The organism is Psychromonas saccharinae (assembly GCF_051201515.1).
In the GTDB taxonomy this organism is placed as follows: Bacteria; Pseudomonadota; Gammaproteobacteria; order Enterobacterales; family Psychromonadaceae; genus Psychromonas.
On record NZ_CP195153.1, the window covers coordinates 2,267,463 to 2,293,159 of the forward strand.

The window sequence follows — 25,697 nt, forward strand, 5'->3', positions numbered from 1 at the left end:
ACTAGCTTCCTTCTAAATTTGGAAAATGGCAACTAATAACATGGCCTTTATAGTTTTCAGATTCAGGTGATATAACACACTCTCTTTCTGCTTTTGGGCAGCGTGGTCCAAGACGACACCCAATTGGAACTTGATTCGACGACGGGATGCTGCCCGGTAGTGTATATAATGTGCTTTTATGCTCAACACTATCGTCAAAATCTAAAATAGTTTTAATCATCGCTTCAGTGTACGGATGCATTGGCGATTCTATAATTTGTTTATAAGAGCCTGACTCTACGGTTTGTCCACAATAAATGAGTGAAATATAGTCAGATAGATTACTGATACTCCCAAAGTTATTACTTAATAAAAGGATAGTTGTATTATGTAACTGATTTAGCTTATAGAGCAATCGAAATATCTGTGCCTGTGTCACATCTTCCATAGAGCTAGTCGGTTCATCGGCAATAATGAGACGAGGATTGTTTGCAATCGCCATTGCTATCATCACTTTTTGACAAACACCTTCTGATAATTCATGAGGATAACTGGCTAATACCGTTTTATCATTTTGAATTCCCACTTTATGTAATAAGTCTTTAATTTGCGTTTCTGTTGACTGTAACTTAGTACGTTTTATTTTATTTAAAATACGTGATTGAAGCGTTGGTTTAGGTAGGACTTCATTCATTTGAATAAAGATTTTTTTACTTGGATCCAAATAGGAGCGTGGACGTTGAAAGATCATCGAAATTTCCGTTCCCATTATTTTTCTTCGTTCGTAGGTTGATAGCTTGGTTAAATCCGTAGAACCAAGAAACATGCGATCCGCCGTCACCGTCCATTTACGATTTGGGACGCCGAGAATAGCTTTTGCAATCATCGTTTTACCCGAACCAGATTCACCAACTAAACCATGAATGGAACCATCAATAATGGTTAAAGATACCTTATCAATCATTCTAACGGTGCCTTGGGCAGTTTCAACGTCAATACTTAAATTACGTATATCAAGTAAGGCCATTATTCATCCTCTACTTCAATGATTGCATGCCTTATTCCTTCGGCAAGAATATTAAAGATTAACACAATGCAAAAAAGGGCGATGCCTGGGAATAAAGTTAACCATGGTGAAGAAAAAATGTAATCCATTCCTTCTGAAATAAGTGAACCTAATTCTGCATCGTAGGCTTTGGAGCCAAAGCCTAGAAACCCTAATGTGGCAATTTCTAATATCACCAGGGTAAAAATTCGATTAGTTAGTGTGACTAAGGGCTCGAGAATGTTAGGTATAATGCCAAAGCGTAAAATACGTAAATTAGTTGCACCATCTAATCGTAGTGAAATAATGTATTGATTATTTAGCTCTGCTTCAACACATAAATAAATCCCTCTGATAAACTGAGGTAATAGGGAAAGTAATACGGCTAATAAGCAATGCTCATAGCTTGCACCAAAAAGAAAAACAATCATAAATGCGATTAATAATGCAGGAATAGCTAAAAACACATCAAAGAAATGATGTAAAACACTGGCAACGGTTCCCTTCATTAATGCGCCACTTGCTCCCATAGGTAGACCAATAAATATGATAGCAAGAGTGGTAGCAATCGCACCACCTAGAGTTAATTGGATCCCTTTAATCAAGCGACTCAATAAATCTTGGCCAATAGAGTCAGTCCCTAATATATGAAAGGAATAACCACCATCAATCCAATAGGGGGGAAGTAAATTCTCTTGAATATCATGATGAGGGGCTACGTAAGGCGCCAATAGATTGCCAAATATTGCAATGAATAACAGCATAAAGACCAAGCAGAGTGCTGTAAATGAAATATTATTACGTCTAAATGTTAACCACATGTAATACATTGGCGATTGTATTTTATCTGGCGCAAATTCTTTATTAACCGACATACAATGATTTCCGTTTAACGGGCGAAATAAGCATAAGCAAAATATCTACTAATATACTAATAAGTGAAATAAATAGGGCGATAAGAATAATTGCCGTAGGTAAAGCCAGATAATCACCAGCATTAACACTTTGCATGACCCAGGAGCCCGCGCCTGGGATTGTAAATACAATTTCAATGACCATGGCAAAAGAAATCATCGTGCTCAATTGTATTTTTATCTGGAGAATAATGGAAGGTAGCGCATTTTTAAGCACATGATTTAACACTATTTGTCGACTATTTAATCCTTTAGTATAAGCCGCTTTAATATAATTACTTTTTAAAATTGATGTGATTGAATGGCGTGTTATACGTGCAACTTCTGATAATAGAAAAAACGATAATACGGAAGCAGATAACAGTATTCGAACTAAACGCTCTAAAAATAACTGTTCAGTGTATGTATTGTTATTAAAGAGAGTATTAAACAATAAAAATGTTGAGGATAAATCCATATTTGCAGAAGGGTGAACAGGAAAGTCAATACCAAAGGAGTTCAATGACATAATTGCAATTAAACCAAGCCAAAATGAAGGTAAAGCAAGCGATACTAAAATGATGAACATTGCGAGATAATCGATAAAACGTTTACGATTAAGCGCTGCAATAATACCCAGTGGCACACCAATCACCATAGCAACTAGAAATGCGATTAAACAGAGCTGTAATGTAGAGTAAAAAGCCAACCATCCTTTCATCAAAATCGGTTGTTGATCAACCGTTGATATTCCCCAGTCACCTTGAATTAATGACCACATATAATGTAGATAATCGATAACAGATGGGCTTGTAGATGAATATTCATAGGTAGACCAATTTGTAATAACAAAGGTGAATACCGTAAGAATAAATCCGGTGATAAGCAATAAATTTAATCGACGTAATAAATAATTAAGCATATGTATTTTTAATCTTCAAAAGTAGATAAATATTTATTCTAAAACGAATGCCTTTACTCATAAATAATGCCTCAAGCAACGAGAGGTTACCAATATGATACTATTTACGATATAAAGCAAACTTGACTAAAAGGAATGTATTTAAAAACATTATGTTATCGAACATTTTCAGTTAAGCATATATTGATTGTTTTGATTAAAGCAAATCACTATGAATTTCTGCAAACTTACCCAGTAATTCATCCTCTGTTTCAATATTGTCCGGATCAACAATAATACAATTATTAATCGGACAAACTTTAACGCAGGTTGGCTCTTCATAGAAACCAACACATTCAGTACAGAGTTGCGGATTGATTTCATAGATTTCGTCGCCAAATGAGATAGCATCATTTGGACACTCAGGTTCGCACATATCGCAGTTTGTACAAGTATCTTTAATGATTAATGCCATAATTATTTACTATGTGGATGACGAGTATTTGTGCCTAGGTCTAAGTTACGCATTAATAAGCCGTGATTTAAATCGATTTCTTTTGGTACTGGCATATAGAGAATATGGCCAGAACCAGGCGCCACATCAACTAATTCACCTTTGCGCGTATGCAATTCTTCTAAAGTGAAATTTAAATTACCCTGTGGAGTCATTAACTCTAATTGATCGCCGACTAAAAATTTATTTTTAACCGTAATTTCTGCCAAACCATTGCTATCGCGGCCTGTTATTTCACCCACAAACTGTTGTGTTTCGCTGATTGAGTAACCATAATCATAATTTTGATATTTATCGTGTGTATGGCGTTTCAAAAATCCATCGGTGTAACCCCGATGTGCTAAATTTTCTAAGGTTGACATTAATTTAGGATCAAAAGGGCGCCCTGCAATTGCGTCATCCATGGCCTTACGATAAACCTGTGCTGTACGCGCACAATAATAGAAACTCTTAGTTCGTCCTTCAATTTTTAATGACTGCACACCTATCTGTAATAAACGTTCAACATGCTGCACGGCACGTAAATCTTTAGAGTTCATAATATAGGTGCCGTGCTCGTCTTCAAACGCAGGCATATATTCTTCTGGACGACCTTGCTCTTGTAATAGGAATATTTGATCGCTAGTTTGTCCTTCGCCTAAGGTAGGTTCAACTGGCTGAATTGCAACAATATCGCCCATTTCATTTTCCGTCGCCGGATGTGCATCATACTTCCAGCGGCAGGAATTAGTACAAGTTCCTTGATTCGGATCGCGTTTATTAATATAACCAGACAATAAACAACGACCTGAATAAGCCATACACAGAGCGCCATGTACAAAAACTTCAATTTCAATATCCGGACAATGTTGACGAATATCTTCAATTTCATCGAGTGAAAGCTCGCGCGATAGAATTACACGTTCAATACCTTGAGATTCCCAAAACTTCACACTTGCCCAGTTAACAGCATTTGCCTGAACACTTAAATGAATCGGCATGTCGGGAAAAGCTTCTCGTACCATCATTATTAAACCAGGATCTGACATGATAAGTGCATCAGGATTCAAATCTACAACGGGTTTCATATCCCGAATAAAAGTCTTTAATTTAGAATTATGTGGTTGAATATTACAAACAACATACAGTTTCTTACCCTGAGAATGTGCTTCATCGATACCAATTTTGAGTTTTTCAAGATTAAATTCATTATTACGAACGCGTAACGAGTAGCGTGGTTGGCCGGCATAAACCGCATCGGCACCGTATGCAAACGCATAACGCATATTTTTAAGTGAGCCCGCTGGCGAAAGTAGTTCTGGATTCATTATAGTTCTCTTCTGATATCAAGTAAGGGCGATATTACACAAAGCATTAATCACCAATAAGTTAATATTAATTTGTATTCATTATTTACAATATTTTGGAAGGGCGAAGTTTACTTGTTTTTAATAAGGAGTGATAGTATTGACCATTATATTTAAAAAAATAGCGTATTTCATATTTTTATAACGCTTAGTTACTCAAAATAAGATTCACATTTGAGTAACGCATCACTATACTATATCGATATTTTGAATATTAAATGATTTATACCTATTACTCTTTTGTTGTTTGACCGATGAAGCGCAATAGGTATAAATCATTCTATCGTCTGAATGGCAGGCACTAACAATTAGGTTTTACATGGAAAACACTGAAAAATTTACAAATAATAAACAAATCATTACTTTTTTAACTGAGCAATTCCCTTTATGTTTTACAGCGGGAAGTACACCGGCAAAACCTTTGAAAATTGGCATTTTCCAAGAACTTGCTTCTCGATTAGAGGGTGATGAACGTGTCAGTAAAACTCAACTACGTGGTGCATTACGTCAATACACTTTGAGTTGGCGTTACCTTCACAGCGTTAAGCAATCAATTAAACGCGTTGATCTTGATGGGAATGAAGGTGATGAGGTTTCTGAAGAACATGCTGAACATGCTTTGAAAACATTAAAAGAAAGCAAAGAAAAGGCATTCGCGAATAAAAAGAAAGTGGCTCCTGACGCAACGGACAAACCGAAACGCGCGCCTAAAAAAGTAAATATCCCATCTCGTACTAAAAAATCATTTACTAAAAAAGAACCCGTAGAAGACCTCAGTAACTTTAAAGAAGCAGTTCATGCTGAACTAAAGCCTTCTCAAGCTGTCAAAGTCATTCTAGGTAAATCTCCTGTCTCTGGTGTTATCGTTGAAATCATGAAAGACGATGTTCAAGTTCAACTTGATTCTGGTATGACCGTTAAGGTAAAAGCGAAACATCTAATCGTATAAAAGGTAAATTAATGAATAAATTTTTTCGTCCCGTATTAGTCGGTCTTGGCTCGCTGTATGTTGGCCTTAGTTTTGCTCTGCCTGTTAATTACGCACTTACAGATATTCCGCAACTTGATCAACAAGAGCAACACGCTAAAGTGGCGAAAAGAGTGAGCGATTTATTTAGTCGCTCACATTATAAATTTATTCCGCTTAACGATTCGCTCTCTGAAAAAGTATTTGACCGCTACATTGACCAACTTGATTATAATAAATCTATTTTTACTCAAGCAGATATTGATAATTTGAAACAATATCAAGATATGTTCGATGATAATCTAAAGCAGGGGCAATTAGCACCCGCCTATAAAATCTACCAATTGAATCTAACCCGACGTTATGAGCGATATAGTTATGCACTAGCGCTGTTAGATACAACCATGGATTTCACCAAAGATGAAAAATATCAATTTGATCGAAGTGACGCCAAGTGGGCTGCTGATACCAATGAATTAAATGAAATTTGGCGCAAAAAAGTTAAATCCGATATTTTAGCATTAAAATTAAATGGCAAAACGTTACCGGAAATAAAAGAACAACTAGGCAAGCGTTATAATGTTGCCGTAAAACATTTAACTCAAACCGAAAGTGAAGATGTTTTTCAAACCTTTATGAATGCCTATTCCCATACAATCGAACCTCATACGAGTTATCTATCTGCTCGGAATGCAGAACGTTTTAATATGGATATGAACTTATCCCTTGAAGGGATTGGTGCTGTTTTACAACTTGAAGACGATTATACGGTTGTTAAAAGTTTAGTTCCGGGCGGCCCTGCTGAACGTTCGAAGCAAATTTTTAAAAATGATAAAATTGTCGGTGTTGGTCAAGCTGATGGCGAAATTGTTGATGTTATTGGTTGGCGTTTAGATGATATCGTTGATTTAATCAAAGGGCCTAAAGGCACGACAGTTAAGCTACAACTTCTTTCTGGTAAAGCTAATGACAAAGCCACAATGGTCGAAATTGTTAGAGAAAAAATTCATCTAGAAGATAGAGAAGCCAAATCAAGTATCGAAATGGTTGATGGTAAAAAAATTGGGGTGATCACTATTCCAAGTTTTTATATGAACTTAAGTGTGGATGTTGATAAAGAACTTGCGTCACTTAAAGAACAAAACGTTGAAGGTATCGTTATTGACCTTAGAAATAATGGAGGCGGTGCATTAAGTGAAGCAACGTTGTTAACAGGGTTATTTATTACCACCGGTCCCGTTGTCCAAGTTCGTGATAGTCGTAATCAAATCATTGTACAAGAAGATGAAAACAAAGCGATATCCTATGAAGGTCCGTTAACGGTACTTATTAATCGTTATAGTGCTTCTGCTTCTGAAATATTTGCAGCTGCAATGCAGGATTATGGTCGAGCAATCATTATTGGGGAACAAAGCTACGGTAAAGGTACAGTTCAACAACACCGTCGTTTATCTCGTTTTTATGATAAAGATGCTGAAAAAATTGGCTCTGTACAATATACCATTGCTAAATTCTATAGAATTAATGGTGGCAGTACACAACATAAAGGTGTTATCCCTGATATATTATTCCCAAGTGCCGTTGATCACTTAGATACCGGTGAAAGCTTAGAAAAGAATGCATTACCTTGGGATAATATTAAATCTGCAGAGTATCAACCCGTTGATGACTTACAATCAATTGTTAAAAAATTAACCGTTGATGACAAGATCAGAATGAAAAAAGAAAAAGAGTTTAATTATTTGCTAAGTGATATTGCCGAATACAATAAAGATAAAGATATAACGGAAATTTCGCTTAATGAGAAAGAACGTATTAAATCTCGTGAAGAAGCAGATCAAAAATTATTAGCGCGCTCTAATGAACGCTTAAAACGTGCTGGATTACCGGAAATAAAATCACTAGATGATATTCCCGAAAACTTTGAACCAAAAGATGCATTTTTAGCTGAAGCGGCTGCAATAACATTAGATTATGCAGAGTATTAATTAGTTAATCATTCGAATCTGGAAAAACCGGCAAATATGTCGGTTTTTTTATGCGTAGTAAAAATAGTTTAGTGCGAGGCTAAAGTTGATGTAAATGGTTGTTCCCTTAACGAAACTTTCAACAAAGAAATTAACTATTTTAACCAGCTAAATAGATCAACTAATTATTACGATTGGTATTATTATCTTTAGTTGGATGGAACGTTTCGAATATAAGTTATTGGCTTACGAATGTGTTCATGAATTTAGAGCTTCATCCGTTTCTGGTGCATAATAATTTATTGGGTGAATAATAATTTTTGTTTGGGATGGCGTTGCTTCAACAAAACTGACTTGTTTAAACCAATCTCCAACATCAAAGCGGGTTGCTGGTTGACCTTGTAATTCAAAATCATTTTGAGACACTTGATGAGTATGGCCATGGATAAGTTGTAAAGTATCGTGTTTAACCATTAACCGTGCAACTTCCGATTGTGTGACCCCCATAATATACCTTGGTTTATCCGATTTTTTCGATTGGCTAGCCGTTCGGATTTTCCAACCTATTTTTTTCCTAAGTGATAAGGGAAGTCGATTAAATATAAACTGAAGTAGTGGGTTATGAATGATTTTACGCATTTTTTGATAACTTTTATCAGCTAAACAAAGTGTATCGCCGTGTAAAATTAACGTATTTCGACCGTATAAATCGATTTCAGTATGCTCATTCAATAAGGTCATATTGGATTGCTTGGCAAACTTTTTGCCAAGCATAAAATCACGATTGCCATGAATATAAAAAATATTAAAATTATGTTGATGGGACGTAGTTGATAAATGCTCGGCAACTTGATTCATTAAAGGCGTACGCTCATCATCACCAATCCACACTTCGAATAGATCGCCTAATATGTAAAGCGTATCAATATTAACCGTTTCTTTTTCTAAAAAAGAAAAAAAAGCAGCCGTTATTTGCGGGTGATTTTCGCTTAAATGCAGATCTGCAATAAAAAGAGTACGCATTTAGATCTAATCTACTGTTACATTAGTGATAACAACATCTTCTAGTGGCACATCTTGATGTACATAGCCTGCATTACCCGTTGCGACATCTTTAATTTCATCTACAACATCTGTGCCTTCAACCACTTCAGCAAAAACACAATAGCCCCAGCCATCAGTTGTTTCTGATTTGAAATCTAAAAATGTATTGTTATTAACATTAATAAAAAATTGTGCAGACGCTGAATGTGGTTCCATCGTACGCGCCATTGCAACGCTGTATTTTTTATTAGAAAGCCCATTGTTTGCTTCATTTTTTACTGGTTTACCCGTTTCTTTTTCTTCCATGCCCGGTGCAAATCCACCACCTTGAATCATAAAACCATCAATTACACGGTGAAAAATGGTGTTGTCATAATGTCCTGATTCTGCATACTTAATAAAATTAGCGACGGTGTTAGGCGCTTTTTCTGCATTTAATTCAAGTTTAATATCGCCAAAATTTGTATGTAAAGTAATCATTAATAAATCCTATTGTTAAATTTAGACAATATCATACCTGAACAAGTTAATTCATTAAATACAAAGGATGAATTTGTCCTAACAGCAGGTTAGAATAGGTTTTTTTATCGCAATGAACATGGAACCCATATGTTAAAAATATACAACACACTTTCAAAACAAAAAGAACAATTCAAACCACTTGTACCAGGTAAAGTGGGCATGTATGTGTGTGGGGTTACCATTTATGATTATTGTCATATCGGTCATGCACGTACTTTTGTTGCGTTTGATACAGTAGCGCGTTATCTGCGTTTTAGTGGCTATGATTTAACTTATATTCGCAATATTACCGATGTTGATGACAAAATAATTAATAGAGCCAATGAAAATGGTGAAACTTGTGATCAATTAACCGAAAGATTTACAAATGCGATGCATGCTGATTTCGATGCACTAAATATTGCACGCCCTGATTTAGAACCACGCGTGACTGAACATATGCCAGAAGTGATTGATATGATCGAAAAATTAATCGCAAAGGGCAATGCTTATATCGCAGATACAGGTGATGTTTTATTTTCCGTTGCAAGTTTTAATGAATATGGTCAATTAAGTGGTCAGAACCTTGAAATGCTTAAAGCAGGTTCTCGCGTTGAAGTTGAAGATAGTAAAAATGATCCACTTGATTTCGTACTTTGGAAAATGGCAAAACCAGGTGAACCTTCATGGGCTTCACCTTGGGGAGAAGGGCGTCCAGGTTGGCATATAGAGTGTTCAGCTATGAATAACAAACACCTTGGTGAAGTCTTTGATATTCATGGTGGCGGATCTGATTTATCTTTTCCTCATCATGAAAATGAAATCGCACAGTCCTGTTGTGCGCATCATGGTAAATATGTAAATACATGGATGCATTCTGGCATGGTCCAAGTCGATAAAGTTAAAATGTCTAAATCATTAAATAACTTTTTTACGATCAAAGATGTTCTTGATGTTTATGACAGTGAATCTGTTCGTTATTTTTTAATTTCAGGTCATTACCGTAGTCAGTTAAATTATTCAGAAGATAACTTAAAGCAAGCCCGTGCAAGTCTAGAACGTTTGTATACTGCTATACGTGATTTACCTATCGACATTGATGCAATCGATAAAACAAGTCCATTTTATAACGCATTTACAACTGCGATGGATGATGATTTTAATACGCCAGAAGCATTGGCTGTATTATTTGATGTTGCAAAAGAAGTTAATCGCCTAAAATCGACCGATAAATCTAAAGCAGCTGCATTAGCATCGTTGTTAGTAAATATTGCCAATGTACTTGGTTTACTTCATCAATCACCTGAGAAATTCTTGCAGGGTGATGAAAGTAGTAGCGAAGTTGCACAAATTGAAGCGTTAATCAAACAACGTAATGATGCGCGTACGAATAAAGATTGGACAAGTGCAGATGATGCGCGTGACCAATTGGCAGCGTTAAATATTATTCTTGAGGATGGCCCTCAAGGTACAACTTGGCGTAAACAGTAAATATTTAGTGAATACTTGTGCAATTCATCTCGTTATTATTGAGCATATTCATCAATAATAACGAGGTGATGTTTTTTATTTAATATGAATAAAATAGGGGACTTGCATGGATAATATTGGTTGTAAAGTTATTGTAAGTGGACACGTTCAAGGCGTCGGTTTCCGTTATTACACTAGTCAGCAAGCTCATCTGTGTGATGTAACTGGTCACGCAAAAAACCTTTATAACGGCGATGTAGAAGTTCTTATTTATGGGCGTCGTACCGCTGTTACTAAAATGCTACAGTGGTTGAATAAGGGGCCTGCCAGTGCACATGTTAAAGAAATCAAAGTAACAACAATTCCCTACGAAGTGATAAAAGGATTTGCAAGTTACTGATTGTACTTTACATAGCCTCTAACTTATCTACGATACGGCAGAGGCTAGACTGAGACTAAAGTTTTTTACTATCAATGCATTGTTTTCTTTTAAAATCTTTTGTAACAATCTCCAACGCTTCTAAGGCGACTTCCGTTTCTATTTGATTTTCTTCGAGTAATTGAATGAGATCAACGGCTAATTTAATTGATGGAGAAGCATTGGCTAAACATTCATTTTGATTGTTTGTTTTAGTCATCTTGGATCTCTTCTAACTGAAATTCTAATTTTTGAGTAAAGGTATTACATTTCTGGTAACGAACTTTAAGTGCTGCTATTTTTTCTTTGATATAAGCTTTATCTTTAAGAAGACTATTTAATAATAAATCCTCTTGTTCAGAAATCATATTTAACAAACGGTGTTCATAATCGTATTGTTTTTGTAATCGCTGAAAGATTTGCTCTTTAAGCGAAGAGTATGATTTATAGAGCAGCTTAGCATCCCCATTTTCTAATCCTTGTACCAACTTGAGTAACACCTGAAACTGCCCAATAAAACGTTCGCATTCATGTTTTATCAATACATTTTGTCGTTGCTTATTGATAGCATCACATAGAGAGCGGTAAGTCTTTTCAACTTGTTCGAGATAGCCGGATAAAGTTAAGCAGCGTTTTGGAAATAAATGCACTTCGAAAACAAAACACTGATTTTCGGTTTGTTTGATCGTGTTATCAAGTTGTACACAACGTGCTTTTAAATCCAATAATTGCGCTTCTAACTTATCCAGTAAATTGCGATATGCAATCAACTCATGTTGAGTTAACTTATCCATGCACTGTACCCGAGTTTACAAGCCATAATGAGGACAATGCTAATAAAGATTGGACGGATAAATTTAGCGCCAAAATGAATTGCGGAGTGAGCACCAATATAGGAACCAAGCATCATGCAGATACCCATAGTTAAACCAATTAACCAATCGATTTGACCAAAATAAATGAATACAATCAATGAAACAAAATTGCTGGTGAAGTTCATTGATTTCGCAATACCACTCGCCATTAACATATTCAAATGATACAAACGCATATTAGAAATCACCCAAAATGAGCCCGTTCCAGGACCCGATGAACCATCATAAAAACCGAGTATAAATCCCTGAATCGATTGTTTGAATGTTAACTGTTTATTTTGTATCGGTAATTCATGATTATCTATATCAACTAGTCGATTGAGCAGTGTATATATCGCAACAAATACAATAATTAATGGTAATAATTTCTCTAACCAGTAAGTATCAATAAAATTGACAAAAATTGTACCGGTCATGGCACCAATAAAAGTGTTATAAAAACTTCTTCGCCAAAAATAAGGGGTAAATAATTTCTTTTTGAAAAAAGTATATGCAGCCATTCCTGAACCAAAGCTACCGGCTAACTTGTTCGTACCAAGTGTTAAATGTGGTGGAATACCTAAACTTAATAGGGCTGGGATAGTCAACATACCACCACCACCGACAATTGCATCGATAAATCCAGCGGAAAAACCAACGGCAACAATCAACGCCCAATTACTCGGATCGAAAATTAATTCTGTCATTAATACGTTTACTCGAATTGAATCTTAAAGGGAGGCAAAGAATCCAACAAACCTTTGCCATAACGTTTTGTTTTTACACGTTTATCTAAAATAATAATTTGACCAGTATCATTTTCTTTACGAATAAGTCGTCCACATGATTGAATCAGTTTTTTGCTCGTTTCCGGCACCGATAATTGCATAAAGGGATTGCCGCCTTGTTGTTTTATCCATTCAGAATGGGCCTCTTCTACGGGGGAGTTGGGCACCGCAAAAGGCAGTTTGGTAATAATTAAATTAGTTAAGTAATTACCCGGCAAATCCAACCCTTCGGATAAGCTACCTGTACCAAATATAATGCTAGTTAACCCCTGGTCACAACGTTTCTTGTGTTGATCTATTAATTGAGTTCGTGATAGATCACCTTGAATTAATAATGAATCAGCATACTTTTTCATTAATTTATCAGCCACTAAATTCATTTGCCAGTAGGAAGCAAATAACACTAAATTAGCTTGTTTCTCCTGTATAAAGTGATCAATTTTATCAATGAGTTCATTGTCAAAATTAGGCTGAGTGGGATCTAGCTGCATATCAGCAACTATCAAGGGGATAGCAGGATAATCGAAGGGAGATTTTAGTCGTAAATATTGCGTACCATCATTACTTTTTAAACCACTTTGGCGCTTGAAATAATCAAAGCTATTGAGTGATGTTAAAGTGGCAGAACACAGAATAACGCCTGCGGCCTGCGACCAAAACATATATTCTAATATACCGCCAACCTCAATTGGCGAACCATTTATTGAAATGTCATTGGCGGTTTTTTCTACCCACACAGCAATTGGGGCATGTTTACTACTGCGTTCTTTGGTAAGCATCTGCCAAAGAGCAGCCATTTTTTCTAAACGCTGAAGAAAAAAACCAGATTCAATTAATAATGGTTCAACCTGAGAGGGTTTAAGATTACCATCTTTAATTTCTTCATTGATTATCGTGGTCAACTTATTCAATGCAGACAGGCATTTTTTACTTTCATCCTTTAGATTACAAGCTGGGATTATTAATCCTTCAGGTAACTCTCCCATTTCAAAACGGACTAGCTCTGTTTCTGCAAAATATTCTGGATTTGCATTAAAATACTGCTCGATCAGTGTCAAATCTTTACTAATCTCGACTGCACTTTCAAGCATGTTTAGTCCAGGTGTTATTGTAGTTTGACGTTTAATCACATTATTAATATGTTGATTAAGTGATTTAATTTTTTTTAACCAATCTTGACTCGTTTTTAGAAAAAGACTGCCACTTGAAAAATCACGTGATATTTTGGGTAAATGATGTGCTTCATCTAATACGTAAAAGCAATTATCTGGCTCTGGAAGAATGACTCCGCCACCCAATTCAAGGTCAGCTAATAAAAGAGCATGATTCACGACAATAACATCGGCTTTATTAATATCGTCTCGAGCGCGATGAAAAGGGCATTGGCGATGGTTTGCTAATGCTCGCTTGCAGCTAAATTTATCCGATACAATTTGCTGCCAGATACGATTTGGAATAGGTTTCGGCCAACTATCTCTATCACCACTCCATTTTCCGGCTAAATAAGCTTTATTTAAATCCCGTAACACTAATAGGTCGCCAGCCTGTGGTTTTTCATCGAGTAATTGTGGTTGAGGGTTTTCTTCTTGCGTATTAAATAATTTATGCTCACAACAATATCGTTGTCTACCTTTAGCAAGTGTAAAGGAAAACTTGAATTGGCTGTGTCGTAAAAAGAAGGGGAGATCTTTATTAATTAACTGTTCCTGTAACGTAATTGTTGCAGTTGAAATAATTAATTTTTTATTGGATGCCTTGGCAATGGGTAGGGCAGCTAATATATAAGCTAATGATTTACCAATACCAGTGCCTGCTTCAGCTACAAGGATACGTCTCGATTTATCATATTCACCCGCTAACACCTTTGCTATTTCTGCAACCAAATAGTTTTGAGCTTTACGTTTTGTAAAGTTAGGCAGGGCTTGAGTGATAAGATCGTAATTTTCACGGATCTGTTTTTTTAAAGGATCTGAAAGCATAACACCACGGGTAAAAGAAAAAGTTATTTTAGCAAAAAGAATGTATTTGGTCAGTTGTTCTTATGAGTTTTATTACGTTTAACATGAACCGCGCTATTAACACATTTTGATTTGTCCGTTATGTTTCAACTCAAAATGCAGTCTATGTTTACCATTCAATTGACACACTTTATAGCTTGAATGGTAAATTTCAGTACACTAGATAAAATCATTAATACAATAAACTGTATAATTTACGGCGATATTCACTAACCAACTTAGGATCGTCAATGGTTTCTAATAAATCAAGCATAGTCTTTTTAGCATCACCATTTTCGTAACCTAAATCAATTGCAAGAATGTTATAAAGTAGTGTTAGTGCTTCTTTATTTCTATTCGCTTGGCTATATTGAATTGCAAGTTGATATTCAATGAACGATTTATCTTCAGCCGTTGCTAATTGTGCTTCTAATGCTGTTATCTCTGGTGTTTGTGATGCTTGCACTGCAAGTTCAAGTTGTGACACTAGGCTATGATAAATCATATTTTGATCTGCAAGTGGTATCGCATCTAATAAGGGTTTTGCACTTTCATGATCACCTAACCCGAGGTAAACCTGTGCTAACGCCAATTTAATATCATTATTTTCAGGTGCTAATTTACTGGCAGACAAAATAGCAGATTTAGCTTCATCTAACTGTCCCTGTGCAAATAAAGTTTGGCCTTCAAGTAATAATGTATCAGCGGCATTTGGTGTATGTTTTTCAATAAACTCTTTAATAAATGATTCTGTTTGTTCACCAGCAAATCCGTCAATCCCTTGCCCATCCTTAAACATGAAAACACTTGGTACACTTTGAACGCCGAAATGACTTACAATTTGTTGTTCAACATCACAGTTAATACGGGCTAAAATAAAGCACTGGTCAAATTGTTGATGTAATTTATCGAGCGTTGGTAACAAAGCTGAGCAAATTTGACTTTGAGGAGACCAAAAAACGACCATAACAGGTTTTTCTTTTGAGCCTTCTAGAATGATTTCTTGAAAGTTTGATACGGATACATCATAACTAGTTACTTGCATGGTTGACCTCAATGTTGACTTATATAGCACAATATTCGCCTAGGTTAACGTCTAAAATACTTTACGCAAGTAACAATCTAATGTTTTTGTTCTAAGAAGTTAAATCTATTACCTTTATCTCTTGTTTTTAATGGCGCGCAAAAGTAACATAACATCATCAAAAATAGGAGCTTTCAGATGTTAACAGGTAGTATTGTCGCACTCGTGACACCAATGGATATAACCGGCGAAATAGATTTTCATGCATTAAAAGAACTTGTTGAGTTTCATATAAAATCCGGTACGTCTGCCATTGTCGCAGTTGGTACATCCGGTGAATCGTCAACATTAAATGTTGATGACCATGTAAAAGTTGCCATGAAGGTTCTTGAATATGCAGCAGGCCGTGTACCAGTCATTGCTGGTAATGGTGCAAATTCGACTTCTGAAGCCATCACATTCAGTAAATTATTTGCGAATACAGGCATTGCCGCAGGCCTAAATGTTACCCCTTATTACAATAAACCGACTCAAGAAGGTTTGTATCTGCATTACAAAAACATCGCAGAAGCAAGTGATTTACCTCAAATTCTTTATAACGTACCAGGACGTACTGCTGTCGACTTATTACCAGAAACTGTCGCACGTCTTGCAGAGATACCGAATATTATCGGTATTAAAGAAGCAACCGGTGATCTAAATCGTTTAGCTGAAATTAAAGCATTAGTATCAGATGATTTCATGCTTTACAGTGGTGATGATGGCACGGGTTGTGATTTCCTTCTTCAAGGTGGGCACGGCGTCATTTCTGTCACGACCAATGTTGCACCAGCTGATATGGCTGAAATGTGTCGTCTCGCACTATCTGGTGATACCAAAGGTGCAAAAGCAATCGATCAAAAATTATCGCCAGTTCATGATAAACTTTTTGTAGAAGCCAATCCCATTCCTGTTAAATGGGCTTGTGCAGAACTTGGCTTAATTCCCAATGCAGTGTGTCGATTACCTTTAACTACATTATCTGAACAGTATTGGGAAGTTGTTCGTAATGCCTTAAAAGAAGCTAAATTGTTTTGATAAATTTATTATTTAAAAAGACAACTATATCTGCAGCTATTTTAGTAACTTTTACCCTATCTGGTTGCACACGATTTGAAGATCGTGTGCAAGCTAATGGTGAATTTAATTATGAAAGTGCAGTATTAGTTGCCCCATATCAAACGGGCAACTTTACGAATAACGAAGCCAGAAATCAATTTCAGTTACCTGCTTTAACTGCAGAACAAATTGATAATGGGTTTGCCATGGATGATGTCGATATTCGTCCACCGAATGAGTTTATGCCTATTATAGATGGTGTTATTCTTGTTCCCAATCCAACTCAAACTAATGTATTGTTTACTGCATCAAAAGCGGGTGATGATGTGCAACAGAGAGTCATAAATTTAGTGACGTCATATCTTGCTGAGCATCAAATAGATACAGTCAATACAACTGCGCTTGAAATCGAGACTACTGTTTATAATAAGAAAACTGTTTTCTCTAATTTGTTCAATGATAATGTTATATCAATTGATGCAAGTTATCGTTTTACACTTTCCCCACAAGTTGCGGGGCATAGTGTTATGTTGAATGTTGATTTATTGTCCTATGTCGAAAATAACGATGGGCATCCTATGAAATTCAGTATGACAACCCAACGTAAAAAAAATATTGAAGTTGGCTTTGTTAATGATCTACTGAAATTTGCATATGATAAAAATAAAGCATTAGAGCAAGACAACAGAAACGCACAACCATTAGCGATCAAACTTGGCTTTAATGAAAACCATCAAAATATTTGGATTGCAGAAAATAATTTTAATGATACCTGGAATAAGATGGAAAACTTGTTAGAGCTTCTGCATTTTGAAGTTACTGAAACTGATCGCAACTTAGGATACTTTATTGCAGAATATTCAACGCCAGATGACGATTACTGGGCAGAAAATAACCTCAATCCATTTGAATTGAAATATGGCCAATACTTTATTCAACTTGGTGAAATAGATGAGAATAGTACGTCGATTTCTTGGTTAGACTCGAAGAAAAAACCAATTGAAAATCAGAAAGTAACGGATATGTATTTGAGTATTACTGATCAAATAAGAAGTGTGTTATTGAAAAAGGATGCGCAACCTTCGTTCTAGTCGTTACAAAGTGTGTTATTAAAAAAGCAGAGCAGTCGCTCTGCTTTTTTATAGGTGATGATTAATCAATTAAGCCATAGTCTTTACGAAGAATATCAATAATCTCAGCTTTAGGATTATCTGATAATACAATTTTCTCACCAATTATTTTCTCAGCAATGCCTGTGTACGTTTCAGATATTTTCATTAATACGGATGCAGGTAATGCATTATCTTTTGCTAGTGCACTACGTTCTTCCATTCTGTTTTTATTCAATAAAATATCAGGATCAGGAAAATGGTTTAATAATAACTGACGAAAATCTTCTTTAGAATTTTCAACAATTTTACCGTCTCTAAATGCTGCGCCATCCCAAATACGTGATGAATCAGGTGTGCCAACTTCATCCATATAAATTAGTTTTTCTTTACCTGCTTTATCTTTGACATAACCAAATTCAAATTTAGTATCAACAAAAATTTGATCAATCTTAGCTAATTCATTACTAATTACATCAAAGCCTTCTTTTAATAATTTTTCATAATAATTAATATCATCATTACTAGAAAAATTAAAAGCAGCAAAATTATCTTCAATATTTTGACGCGTAATATTAACGTCATCAACGGCCGGTACACCAGGAATTCCTTCTAAAATCCCTTTTGTTGAAGGTGTGATAAGGAGTTCCGGTAATTTCTGATCTTTTTCTAAGCCCTCTGCAATTTGAATACCACAGAATTCACGCTCACCTTTTTCATAGGAGCGCCACATAGAACCAGTAATATACTGACGGCAAATAGCTTCAATCATCACTGGTTTAGCTTTTTGAACGATCCAAACAAAAGGGTGTGGAATATCAAGAATATGACTATCTGCTAAACCATTTTCTTTAAATAACTTAAACCAATGGTTTGAAATTGCATTTAATGCAGCACCTTTACCAGGTACTCCATTCATACCGCCTTCACCATGCCAAATACAATCAAATGCTGAGATTCGATCACTGATTACCATAATAGCAAGTGGGGCATCGGCAGCTACATCGTATCCTTTTTCAATGATTAAACGTTTGCTATCAGCTTCAGTTAACCAATAAACAGAACGTACTTTACCACTGTGAACAGGTTGATCCGTACGAATTGGTAAATCATTATTAACAGCTAATACTTTTTCAGCAAGATTCATAAATTATATCCTTTAGAAAGCCAGTTTAAATAGACTATGTTGGTAGTGAAAGAAAGAGATATAAACAAGTTTTGTTGTGAATTTATGTCATAAAACCACAACGATTTGATTATGGTCACGAATAGTATCAGAGTTTGATAGGGTAATCATATAAAAGCCAATTCAAATTTTTTCATTTATTTTTGATATTATCGATTTGGCGCACCATTAAGACTCACTTCTTACCGATAACGTGAAAATTAAAAGTCATAAAAAAGACACTGTTTAGTGTAAATAACGCTTAACAGACTAGATAAATTACAGTTAGCAAACTAGACAATAAAATAACCTTGAAAACAAAACGCAACTAAGGTGCACTATTACAATTACGCACGCAAAAAATTACTGAGCATAAAATCGAAAATACACTCGTTAAATAGTGAAAAGGGGACATACACTTACTTTTAATTGTACATTTATTTATCGATTAAACATTATGTCTAATTGACAACATAAAACCGCTTGTTTTTAACGCAAACTTACTGCTACAGTTGAATATTATTATTTTATTACCACGTGTCTTACTAAGACAAATTCATTATAAGGGATTCTATATGAAATTAAGTTCTATTTTTAAAACCGCAATGTTATCTGCCGCTATATTAAGTGCCGGTCTACAAGCAAAACCCGTTTATGTTGCTACTACAGCAATCGTCGAACACCCTGCGCTTGATGCAGTTCGAGATGGGGTCAAAGAAGTTTTAACTGAAAATGGTTACACGGGTGATGAATTGAAATTTACCTACGAAAGCGCACAAGGAAAACCTGATATTGCAGCGCAAATTGCACGTAAAATGGTCGGTGATCAACCTGATATAATAGTCGCAATTGCAACACCTTCAGCACAAGCAGCAGTAACGGTAAGCGACACAATCCCCGTCGTGTTTTCTGCTGTTACCGATCCTATTGGTGCAAAATTAATTCCTAGTTTAGTAAAACCAGGTGGTAATGTCACCGGGCTTTCTGATATGGCTAATGTTAAAGAGCATCTTTCGTTAATCAAAGAATTTATTCCAAAGGTCAAAGCAATCGGTGTTCCTTATAATCCTGGTGAAGCTAACTCCGTTTCAATGCTTGCCGTGATAAAAGAAGAAGCTAAAAAAATGGGAATTGAAATTGTTGAATCTGCAGCGCCAAGATCTTCCGATGTTATGATTGCAACAAAACAATTAGTTGGCAAAGTTGATGCGATATATTGCCCAATTGATAATACTATTATTAGTGCCGTTGAATCTGTAGTGAAAGTTGGGATTGATGCACAAGTTCCCGTTTTTGCCGGTGATACAGATACAGTTTCTCGTGGGGCAATTGCCGCAGTTGGTTATGATTACTTTGATTTAGGCCGCCAAACAGGTGATATCGTTGTGCGTATTTTAAAAGGTGAAAAACCTGGCGATATCGATGTTAAAATGGCGAATGGTACAAACCTTTATGTTAATCCAACTATGGCTAAACGAATGGGTATTGAAATTCCTTCAACGGTTCTTTCTCGCGCAACTAAAATAATCGAATAAATTTAAGGTATATTATTTTGTCTCTTTTTGCATTTTTAGGAACATTAGAGATAGGTTTCATCTATGGCTTAGTTGCCATGGGTGTCTACCTCACGTTCCGTATTCTCGACTTTCCTGATTTAACGGTCGACGGCAGTTTCACCCTGGGCGCCGCAGTTACTGCAACCCTTATAGTCACTGGTTTTAATCCTTATCTTGCAACATTATTAGGCACATTAGCTGCAGCTTCTGCTGGTATTGTTACAGCATGGCTAAACTTACGATTTAATATACTGCATTTACTTGCCAGTATATTAACAATGACTGCTTTATATACTATTAATTTACGTGTTATGGGGAAACCTAACGTCGCGTTAATTATGGAACCTACCATGTTGAGTCCTTTCGAAAACTTAGGTATTCCAGCCATGTATATGAAAGTCATTTTTGTTGCCGTCTGTGCAATCATTGGTGGCTTATTAGTTTCTTGGTTTCTCAATACACAATACGGATTAGCAATGCGTGCTGTTGGTTCCAACAAACGGATGGCTCAAGCAAATGGTATTGTTGTTAATGAAAAGGTCTATGTCGGATTAGCTTTATCTAATGGGTTAGTAGGTTTAGCTGGCGCATTGTTTGCTCAAACGAATGGTTTTGCAGACTCAACAATGGGTATTGGTACCATTGTAGTTGGATTAGCAGCGGTCATTATTGGTGAATCTTTATTCGCAACACGTTCCATACTTGTGATTGTCATGAGCTGTATCCTTGGTTCAATTCTATATCGTATCGCAGTATCAATGGCTTTAAATGCAGATTTTCTTGGATTTCAAGCATCGGATCTAAACTTACTCACGGCTGTATTAGTCGCCTTGGCATTAGTATTTCCAAAATTACGTAGCGAATGGAAAGCTAAAAAAGCAAGAGGAGCGAAATAATGATACGTTGTGAAAATTTACACGTTACTTTTAACCACGGATTACCAACTGAAAAACTGGCTTTACGTGGTATTGATCTGACTATTCCTAGCGGTGAGTTTGTCACGGTTATTGGTTCCAATGGGGCTGGTAAATCAACTTTACTTAATACTATTGCTGGCGATATTCAATCAACACATGGCAATATATTTTTTTCTGAACGCAATGTGACAAATATTCCGGCAACGGGGCGCACTAAAGATATTGCTCGTGTTTTTCAAGATCCGTTAGCAGGAACCTGTGGTAATTTAACCGTTGAAGAAAATATGTCACTTGCCTATGGCCGAGGCCAAAGAGGCACCTTGTCTTTAGCATTAAATAATAATTTACGTAAAATTTTTCGTGAGCAGCTTAGTCGTCTTAATCTTGGACTTGAAGACCGGTTAGATGCAGAAATGGGATTACTTTCTGGGGGGCAACGACAATCTGTCAGTCTTTTAATGTCTGCACTTCAGCCAAGCAGTATTTTATTGCTTGATGAGCATACTGCTGCGCTTGATCCTAAAACTGCCGCTTTAATCATGGATATATCTTCACAAATTATCCGCGAAAAGCAATTAACTGTCATGATGGTAACGCATTCTATGCGCCAAGCTCTCGATCATGGCTCGCGAACAATTATGCTTCACGAAGGCAAAATCATTTTTGACTTATCCGGTGATAAACGTGAGGGCTATGAAGTAAAAGATTTACTTAACTTATTTGCTCAAGCGCGCAATGATGGTGAAGAATTAGACGATGATAAATTATTATTGGGAGCATAATCGACTGAATCTGTTCTAAATTCAATCAAAAACACCTTTAAATAAAAAATAATTGAACAAGCGGTTAAATATTAACCACTTGTTCCTTTACTCTTCCTTTATATCCTATACTATATCGTCTATCAAATAACAGACGGAATAAATTCATGCCTTATCTTTTAGCTACAACTGCATTATGGGCTTTTTCATTTAGCTTAATTGGTGTATACCTTGCAGGCCAAGTCGACGCTTGGTTTTCTGTATTAATTCGCATTGCGTTAGCAACATTAGTTTTTTTACCTTTTTTACGTTTCCGTAATATGAATTCAGGATTAGCAATTAAACTCATGGGAGTGGGGGCTGTTCAATTAGGTCTAATGTATGTTTTTTATTATCATTCATTCTTATTTCTCTCCGTACCAGAAGTGCTATTGTTTTCAGTTTTGACACCCATCTATGTCACTTTAATTAACGATGGGTTACGTCGACGCTTTCATCCTCATTTTCTTATTACGGCATTAATTGCCACAAGTGGGGCAGTCGCAATACGCTACAACACATTAGATAGTAATTTTGTTATCGGATTTTTTATGGTGCAGGGCGCAAATTTATGTTTCGCTATTGGCCAAGTGACCTATAAACGGTTAATGGATGACAATAAATTAGAACAAAAGACCATTTTCGCTTGGTTTTTCTTAGGCGCATTTGTGGTTGCGAGCATTTGTTACTTCTTATTCGGCAATACTGAAAAGCTACCAACAACAAATGTACAATGGGGGATTTTAATCTACCTTGGTACAATTGCCTCGGGGCTTGGTTATTTCCTTTGGAATAAAGGCGCAACCATGGTTAATATCGGTGCCTTAGCCATCATGAATAATCTACTTATTCCCGCTGGTATATTGGTTAATTTATTAATTTGGAATAAAGATGCCGATATACCGCGATTAGTAATTGGTAGCTTAATTATTCTAGCAGCATTGGTCATTAACCAATGGTTAGATAAGAAATACCGTGTTGCAGGTATCGATTAATTTACGTAAAGCTGGCCACTTAATTTATTGGCCAGCTTATACTTTCATTACTGATATAAAAAATAACAACGCTTCCTTCCAATTAAAAGGTAATCCATCAAATTAACCCGCCGTTTAATGCATGTAATAACCAATAAAACTAAACCTAAATATCAAATTATTGATCTAAAACCTGAACTCATCCTCACAGTAGTGCTATAAATACCTTAATTAACATCAAAGACGCTCACTGCACATTCTTTGCACATTGTATTGCATGTTAATAAAGTGTAAATTATTTAATTAGCAGTATTTGATCAGTTAAAGATATATTAAAAACAAAAACATACAGTAGTCGATTTAATCTTGTTTTAAATTTATCTAGACAATATTTTATTAAATAATAGCAGGACATTTATTCATGAATTCGGTTATGACCAATGAACAATTTTATGGATTTGCTAAAGAATATAAATTCTCAATTGCTTTAACAAATACATTCCGAAATAATCTAAATGAAGGGCGTATTTTCATACCTTTAGTATTAGATTTAATTGGTATTGACTCTCCTTCTATCAAAACCACAAAACAAAAAATCCAACTGTTAAAAGAATTCGCCACTATTATGAATCATTCTATTAGAGATGAAGATAAAGTGTATAAATGCGGAGATAACCGCTTTTTTATCTTACTGGCAAATACAGAAGGAACTTCTATATCGTCAACGATTTCAAAAATAGTTAATCGTATTGATCGTTCAATTACATCATCAGATTTACTCAGAAAATTTAATATTCATTGTCAGTTAGGACATGATCACATTGCAATGATGGATAAATTTGAACAGCTATTAATGCCACAACAACAAATTCTATCTTCCAACAACATAAAACAACTTATTGATGCTGTATATACTTCAACTTGTAATCAGCAACAACAGGTATTTAGAAGATTACGCGATGTCGAATTACTGGCTATTGCGCACGTAGCTTAACGTGACTAATTATTATGATGAATATAGTTGACGACATGAGATAAATTTAGATTAATTATTAATACGAACAATTTATCTTTAAATACATTTACCGAATATTATTATTTAAGGTGGACCGATAATGAAATCAGTATTTGATATAGATGATGACAATTCAACACTTAATACTTTAAATTTTTCTAATGCATTTTTAAATTCAGTGAATAGGAATTTGGAACTTCAACAGGATTTTTCATTATTAACGGTCGCGCTTGATGGTTTTGAAATGTTAGTCCATACCGTTGATCAGCAAACATCTGACGTCATTATCAAAGAATTTGCAAAAGTACTTTTCGGTTGTATTTGCGAAGATGACCAAGTATTTCGTTTAAGTGATCATGAATTCACCATCATATTAAATAATGCACACAAATTACCTTCAACTAAAGTCATTCAAAATATTCAAAAAAAGATTTCAAAAAACTTTTTCCTGTCAGCACTTAACGTATTTTGTAATATCGGTAGTGCAGATCTACACGATAATGACAATTTTGCGACTCTCTATACACGTGCATGTAAAGCTTTAAAACGAAATCAACAAGATAAAAATTCCATTTTCGCTAGTGTGTAATACAATTTCCCCTCATAATGCTCTACATTAAAATAAACGTCTGGTTTATCCTACCAACATTTAAATGACCACAGAAAGTATCTCAGGAACACATTTAACATGCATACTAAGAAATTAATATTATTACTTGTTTTATTTATTGCAGTTATTTTATTTGTGTATTTCGATTTACACCATTTTCTTACATTAACAAAACTAAAAGCCTCAATAGTTGATTTTAAAATATGGCGTGAAGCGTCTCCATTTATGGCGATTGGTTTATTTTCTTTTTTGTATATTATCATTACCGCGTTATCACTTCCCGGTTCCGCATTGTTTACTTTGACGGCAGGGGCTCTATTTGGTTTGTTTGAAGGAATTGTTATAGCATTATTTGCTTCAAGCATCGGCGCTTTGATTGCGTTTTTTATTTCTCGTTATTTATTAAGAGGAATAATTTACAATCGTTTTCCCGAGAAACTTGCCGTTATTGATCAAGGACTAAAGAAAGAGTGCGCCTTCTATTTGTTTTCATTACGACTTGTTCCCGTTATTCCATTTTTTTTAGTTAATATTTTAATGGGGGTAACGACAATCAAACCATGGACTTTTTATTGGGTGAGCTTCGTTGGAATGAGTGCTGTGACATCAGCTTATGTAAATGCAGGCACTCAATTATCACAAATTGATAGCTTAGCAAATATATTATCTATTGAACTAATTTTGTCATTTACATTATTAGGTTTCCTACCATTTATTGCGCAAAGAATATTGCGACATAGCAAAA

25 protein-coding genes and 1 pseudogene are annotated in these 25,697 nt (G+C 35.4%); 13 read left to right on the forward strand and 13 right to left on the reverse strand.

Going from position 1 to position 25,697, the window contains the following annotated elements; genetic code table 11:
- Window position 1 precedes the first annotated feature (1 nt).
- The 5 genes from ACR30L_RS10060 to yegQ form a co-directional block, all read right to left on the reverse strand.
- Window positions 2-1,006: an oligopeptide/dipeptide ABC transporter ATP-binding protein gene (locus ACR30L_RS10060; RefSeq protein WP_435234126.1), complete on the reverse strand. Its 1,005-nt coding sequence runs from the start codon at window positions 1,004-1,006 to the stop codon at window positions 2-4.
- Entirely contained in the window at window positions 1,006-1,899 is an 894-nt protein-coding gene (locus tag ACR30L_RS10065; protein WP_435234127.1) for an ABC transporter permease subunit, read from the reverse strand. The genes ACR30L_RS10060 and ACR30L_RS10065 overlap by 1 nt, the downstream gene beginning before the upstream one ends.
- Entirely contained in the window at window positions 1,889-2,839 is a 951-nt protein-coding gene (locus tag ACR30L_RS10070) for an ABC transporter permease subunit (protein WP_435234128.1), read from the reverse strand. The genes ACR30L_RS10065 and ACR30L_RS10070 overlap by 11 nt, the downstream gene beginning before the upstream one ends.
- A gap of 196 nt (window positions 2,840-3,035) precedes the next feature.
- Entirely contained in the window at window positions 3,036-3,293 is a 258-nt protein-coding gene (locus tag ACR30L_RS10075) for a YfhL family 4Fe-4S dicluster ferredoxin (protein ID WP_435234129.1), read from the reverse strand.
- A gap of 2 nt (window positions 3,294-3,295) precedes the next feature.
- The gene (yegQ, locus tag ACR30L_RS10080) at window positions 3,296-4,639 is read right to left on the reverse strand and encodes a tRNA 5-hydroxyuridine modification protein YegQ (protein ID WP_435234130.1); all 1,344 of its coding nucleotides are present in this window, start codon (window positions 4,637-4,639) and stop codon (window positions 3,296-3,298) included.
- Window positions 4,640-4,997: 358 nt separating this feature from the next.
- On the opposite strand from yegQ, the gene proQ reads away from it, so the two are divergent.
- Together proQ and prc are read left to right on the forward strand one after the other, a co-directional pair.
- A complete protein-coding gene (gene proQ, locus ACR30L_RS10085) occupies window positions 4,998-5,627 on the forward strand; it encodes an RNA chaperone ProQ (protein ID WP_435234131.1) in 630 nt (209 codons plus the stop codon).
- An 11-nt stretch (window positions 5,628-5,638) separates the two neighbouring features.
- On the forward strand, window positions 5,639-7,633 hold the full coding sequence (gene prc / locus ACR30L_RS10090) for a carboxy terminal-processing peptidase (RefSeq protein WP_435234132.1): 1,995 nt from the start codon (window positions 5,639-5,641) through the stop codon (window positions 7,631-7,633).
- 237 nt (window positions 7,634-7,870) lie between these two features.
- Here prc and ACR30L_RS10095 read toward each other — a convergent pair whose 3' ends face one another.
- On the reverse strand, window positions 7,871-8,635 hold the full coding sequence (locus ACR30L_RS10095; RefSeq protein WP_435234133.1) for a UDP-2,3-diacylglucosamine diphosphatase: 765 nt from the start codon (window positions 8,633-8,635) through the stop codon (window positions 7,871-7,873).
- Window positions 8,636-8,641: 6 nt separating this feature from the next.
- Window positions 8,642-9,136, reverse strand: a complete 495-nt coding sequence (locus tag ACR30L_RS10100) for a peptidylprolyl isomerase (RefSeq protein WP_435234134.1) — start codon at window positions 9,134-9,136, stop codon at window positions 8,642-8,644.
- A 129-nt stretch (window positions 9,137-9,265) separates the two neighbouring features.
- Between ACR30L_RS10100 and cysS the strand changes: the two genes are divergently transcribed.
- Together cysS and ACR30L_RS10110 are read left to right on the forward strand one after the other, a co-directional pair.
- Window positions 9,266-10,648 (forward strand): cysteine--tRNA ligase, encoded by a 1,383-nt coding sequence (cysS, locus tag ACR30L_RS10105; protein WP_435234135.1) that lies wholly within the window; start codon window positions 9,266-9,268, stop codon window positions 10,646-10,648.
- Between the two features lie 106 nt (window positions 10,649-10,754).
- The gene (locus tag ACR30L_RS10110) at window positions 10,755-11,027 is read left to right on the forward strand and encodes an acylphosphatase (protein WP_435234136.1); all 273 of its coding nucleotides are present in this window, start codon (window positions 10,755-10,757) and stop codon (window positions 11,025-11,027) included.
- A 55-nt stretch (window positions 11,028-11,082) separates the two neighbouring features.
- On the opposite strand, the gene ACR30L_RS10115 is transcribed toward ACR30L_RS10110, so the two are convergent.
- From ACR30L_RS10115 to ACR30L_RS10135, 5 genes are all read right to left on the reverse strand, one after another.
- On the reverse strand, window positions 11,083-11,265 hold the full coding sequence (locus ACR30L_RS10115) for a YbaM family protein (RefSeq protein ID WP_435234137.1): 183 nt from the start codon (window positions 11,263-11,265) through the stop codon (window positions 11,083-11,085).
- Window positions 11,258-11,839, reverse strand: coding sequence for a primosomal replication protein (locus ACR30L_RS10120; protein ID WP_435234138.1), 582 nt, complete (start codon window positions 11,837-11,839; stop codon window positions 11,258-11,260). Before ACR30L_RS10120 ends, ACR30L_RS10115 begins: the two co-directional genes overlap by 8 nt.
- Complete coding sequence (locus ACR30L_RS10125) at window positions 11,827-12,606, reverse strand: sulfite exporter TauE/SafE family protein (RefSeq protein WP_435234139.1); 780 nt, start codon at window positions 12,604-12,606, stop codon at window positions 11,827-11,829. The genes ACR30L_RS10120 and ACR30L_RS10125 overlap by 13 nt, the downstream gene beginning before the upstream one ends.
- An 8-nt stretch (window positions 12,607-12,614) precedes the next feature.
- The gene (gene dinG, locus ACR30L_RS10130) at window positions 12,615-14,666 is read right to left on the reverse strand and encodes an ATP-dependent DNA helicase DinG (RefSeq protein ID WP_435234140.1); all 2,052 of its coding nucleotides are present in this window, start codon (window positions 14,664-14,666) and stop codon (window positions 12,615-12,617) included.
- A 211-nt stretch (window positions 14,667-14,877) separates the two neighbouring features.
- Window positions 14,878-15,729, reverse strand: coding sequence for a tetratricopeptide repeat protein (locus tag ACR30L_RS10135; protein ID WP_435234141.1), 852 nt, complete (start codon window positions 15,727-15,729; stop codon window positions 14,878-14,880).
- A 177-nt stretch (window positions 15,730-15,906) separates the two neighbouring features.
- On the opposite strand from ACR30L_RS10135, the gene dapA reads away from it, so the two are divergent.
- Window positions 15,907-16,785: a 4-hydroxy-tetrahydrodipicolinate synthase gene (dapA, locus tag ACR30L_RS10140; protein WP_435234142.1), complete on the forward strand. Its 879-nt coding sequence runs from the start codon at window positions 15,907-15,909 to the stop codon at window positions 16,783-16,785.
- Complete coding sequence (gene bamC, locus ACR30L_RS10145; RefSeq protein WP_435234143.1) at window positions 16,782-17,897, forward strand: outer membrane protein assembly factor BamC; 1,116 nt, start codon at window positions 16,782-16,784, stop codon at window positions 17,895-17,897. The genes dapA and bamC overlap by 4 nt, the downstream gene beginning before the upstream one ends.
- A gap of 61 nt (window positions 17,898-17,958) precedes the next feature.
- On the opposite strand, the gene ACR30L_RS10150 is transcribed toward bamC, so the two are convergent.
- The gene (locus tag ACR30L_RS10150; protein ID WP_435234144.1) at window positions 17,959-19,062 is read right to left on the reverse strand and encodes a phosphoribosylaminoimidazolesuccinocarboxamide synthase; all 1,104 of its coding nucleotides are present in this window, start codon (window positions 19,060-19,062) and stop codon (window positions 17,959-17,961) included.
- A gap of 593 nt (window positions 19,063-19,655) precedes the next feature.
- Between ACR30L_RS10150 and ACR30L_RS10155 the strand changes: the two genes are divergently transcribed.
- The 7 genes and pseudogenes from ACR30L_RS10155 to ACR30L_RS10185 all read left to right on the forward strand — a co-directional run.
- Window positions 19,656-20,615 carry an ABC transporter substrate-binding protein gene (locus ACR30L_RS10155; protein WP_435234145.1) on the forward strand — a complete coding sequence of 320 codons (960 nt, stop codon included), beginning with the start codon at window positions 19,656-19,658 and terminating at the stop codon, window positions 20,613-20,615.
- Window positions 20,616-20,632: 17 nt separating this feature from the next.
- Window positions 20,633-21,532: an ABC transporter permease gene (locus ACR30L_RS10160; protein ID WP_435234146.1), complete on the forward strand. Its 900-nt coding sequence runs from the start codon at window positions 20,633-20,635 to the stop codon at window positions 21,530-21,532.
- Window positions 21,532-22,335 carry an ABC transporter ATP-binding protein gene (locus ACR30L_RS10165; RefSeq protein WP_435234147.1) on the forward strand — a complete coding sequence of 268 codons (804 nt, stop codon included), beginning with the start codon at window positions 21,532-21,534 and terminating at the stop codon, window positions 22,333-22,335. The genes ACR30L_RS10160 and ACR30L_RS10165 overlap by 1 nt, the downstream gene beginning before the upstream one ends.
- A gap of 146 nt (window positions 22,336-22,481) precedes the next feature.
- Entirely contained in the window at window positions 22,482-23,348 is an 867-nt protein-coding gene (locus ACR30L_RS10170; RefSeq protein ID WP_435234148.1) for a carboxylate/amino acid/amine transporter, read from the forward strand.
- Window positions 23,349-23,760: 412 nt separating this feature from the next.
- The gene (locus ACR30L_RS10175; RefSeq protein ID WP_435234149.1) at window positions 23,761-24,321 is read left to right on the forward strand and encodes a diguanylate cyclase domain-containing protein; all 561 of its coding nucleotides are present in this window, start codon (window positions 23,761-23,763) and stop codon (window positions 24,319-24,321) included.
- 121 nt (window positions 24,322-24,442) lie between these two features.
- Window positions 24,443-24,931 carry a diguanylate cyclase domain-containing protein gene (locus ACR30L_RS10180; RefSeq protein ID WP_435234150.1) on the forward strand — a complete coding sequence of 163 codons (489 nt, stop codon included), beginning with the start codon at window positions 24,443-24,445 and terminating at the stop codon, window positions 24,929-24,931.
- Window positions 24,932-25,030: 99 nt separating this feature from the next.
- A pseudogene (locus ACR30L_RS10185) lies at window positions 25,031-25,684 on the forward strand (TVP38/TMEM64 family protein); the annotation flags it as partial.
- Window positions 25,685-25,697 lie beyond the last annotated feature (13 nt).

Coding starts and splice junctions, on each gene's coding strand:
- ACR30L_RS10060 (WP_435234126.1), bottom strand. CDS start 1,006: ATGGCCTTACTTGATATACGTAATTTAAGTATTGACGTTGAAACTGCC.
- ACR30L_RS10065 (WP_435234127.1), bottom strand. CDS start 1,899: ATGTCGGTTAATAAAGAATTTGCGCCAGATAAAATACAATCGCCAATG.
- ACR30L_RS10070 (WP_435234128.1), bottom strand. CDS start 2,839: ATGCTTAATTATTTATTACGTCGATTAAATTTATTGCTTATCACCGGA.
- ACR30L_RS10075 (WP_435234129.1), bottom strand. CDS start 3,293: ATGGCATTAATCATTAAAGATACTTGTACAAACTGCGATATGTGCGAA.
- yegQ (WP_435234130.1), bottom strand. CDS start 4,639: ATGAATCCAGAACTACTTTCGCCAGCGGGCTCACTTAAAAATATGCGT.
- proQ (WP_435234131.1), top strand. CDS start 4,998: ATGGAAAACACTGAAAAATTTACAAATAATAAACAAATCATTACTTTT.
- prc (WP_435234132.1), top strand. CDS start 5,639: ATGAATAAATTTTTTCGTCCCGTATTAGTCGGTCTTGGCTCGCTGTAT.
- ACR30L_RS10095 (WP_435234133.1), bottom strand. CDS start 8,635: ATGCGTACTCTTTTTATTGCAGATCTGCATTTAAGCGAAAATCACCCG.
- ACR30L_RS10100 (WP_435234134.1), bottom strand. CDS start 9,136: ATGATTACTTTACATACAAATTTTGGCGATATTAAACTTGAATTAAAT.
- cysS (WP_435234135.1), top strand. CDS start 9,266: ATGTTAAAAATATACAACACACTTTCAAAACAAAAAGAACAATTCAAA.
- ACR30L_RS10110 (WP_435234136.1), top strand. CDS start 10,755: ATGGATAATATTGGTTGTAAAGTTATTGTAAGTGGACACGTTCAAGGC.
- ACR30L_RS10115 (WP_435234137.1), bottom strand. CDS start 11,265: ATGACTAAAACAAACAATCAAAATGAATGTTTAGCCAATGCTTCTCCA.
- ACR30L_RS10120 (WP_435234138.1), bottom strand. CDS start 11,839: ATGGATAAGTTAACTCAACATGAGTTGATTGCATATCGCAATTTACTG.
- ACR30L_RS10125 (WP_435234139.1), bottom strand. CDS start 12,606: ATGACAGAATTAATTTTCGATCCGAGTAATTGGGCGTTGATTGTTGCC.
- dinG (WP_435234140.1), bottom strand. CDS start 14,666: ATGCTTTCAGATCCTTTAAAAAAACAGATCCGTGAAAATTACGATCTT.
- ACR30L_RS10135 (WP_435234141.1), bottom strand. CDS start 15,729: ATGCAAGTAACTAGTTATGATGTATCCGTATCAAACTTTCAAGAAATC.
- dapA (WP_435234142.1), top strand. CDS start 15,907: ATGTTAACAGGTAGTATTGTCGCACTCGTGACACCAATGGATATAACC.
- ACR30L_RS10150 (WP_435234144.1), bottom strand. CDS start 19,062: ATGAATCTTGCTGAAAAAGTATTAGCTGTTAATAATGATTTACCAATT.
- ACR30L_RS10155 (WP_435234145.1), top strand. CDS start 19,656: ATGAAATTAAGTTCTATTTTTAAAACCGCAATGTTATCTGCCGCTATA.
- ACR30L_RS10165 (WP_435234147.1), top strand. CDS start 21,532: ATGATACGTTGTGAAAATTTACACGTTACTTTTAACCACGGATTACCA.
- ACR30L_RS10170 (WP_435234148.1), top strand. CDS start 22,482: ATGCCTTATCTTTTAGCTACAACTGCATTATGGGCTTTTTCATTTAGC.
- ACR30L_RS10175 (WP_435234149.1), top strand. CDS start 23,761: ATGACCAATGAACAATTTTATGGATTTGCTAAAGAATATAAATTCTCA.
- ACR30L_RS10180 (WP_435234150.1), top strand. CDS start 24,443: ATGAAATCAGTATTTGATATAGATGATGACAATTCAACACTTAATACT.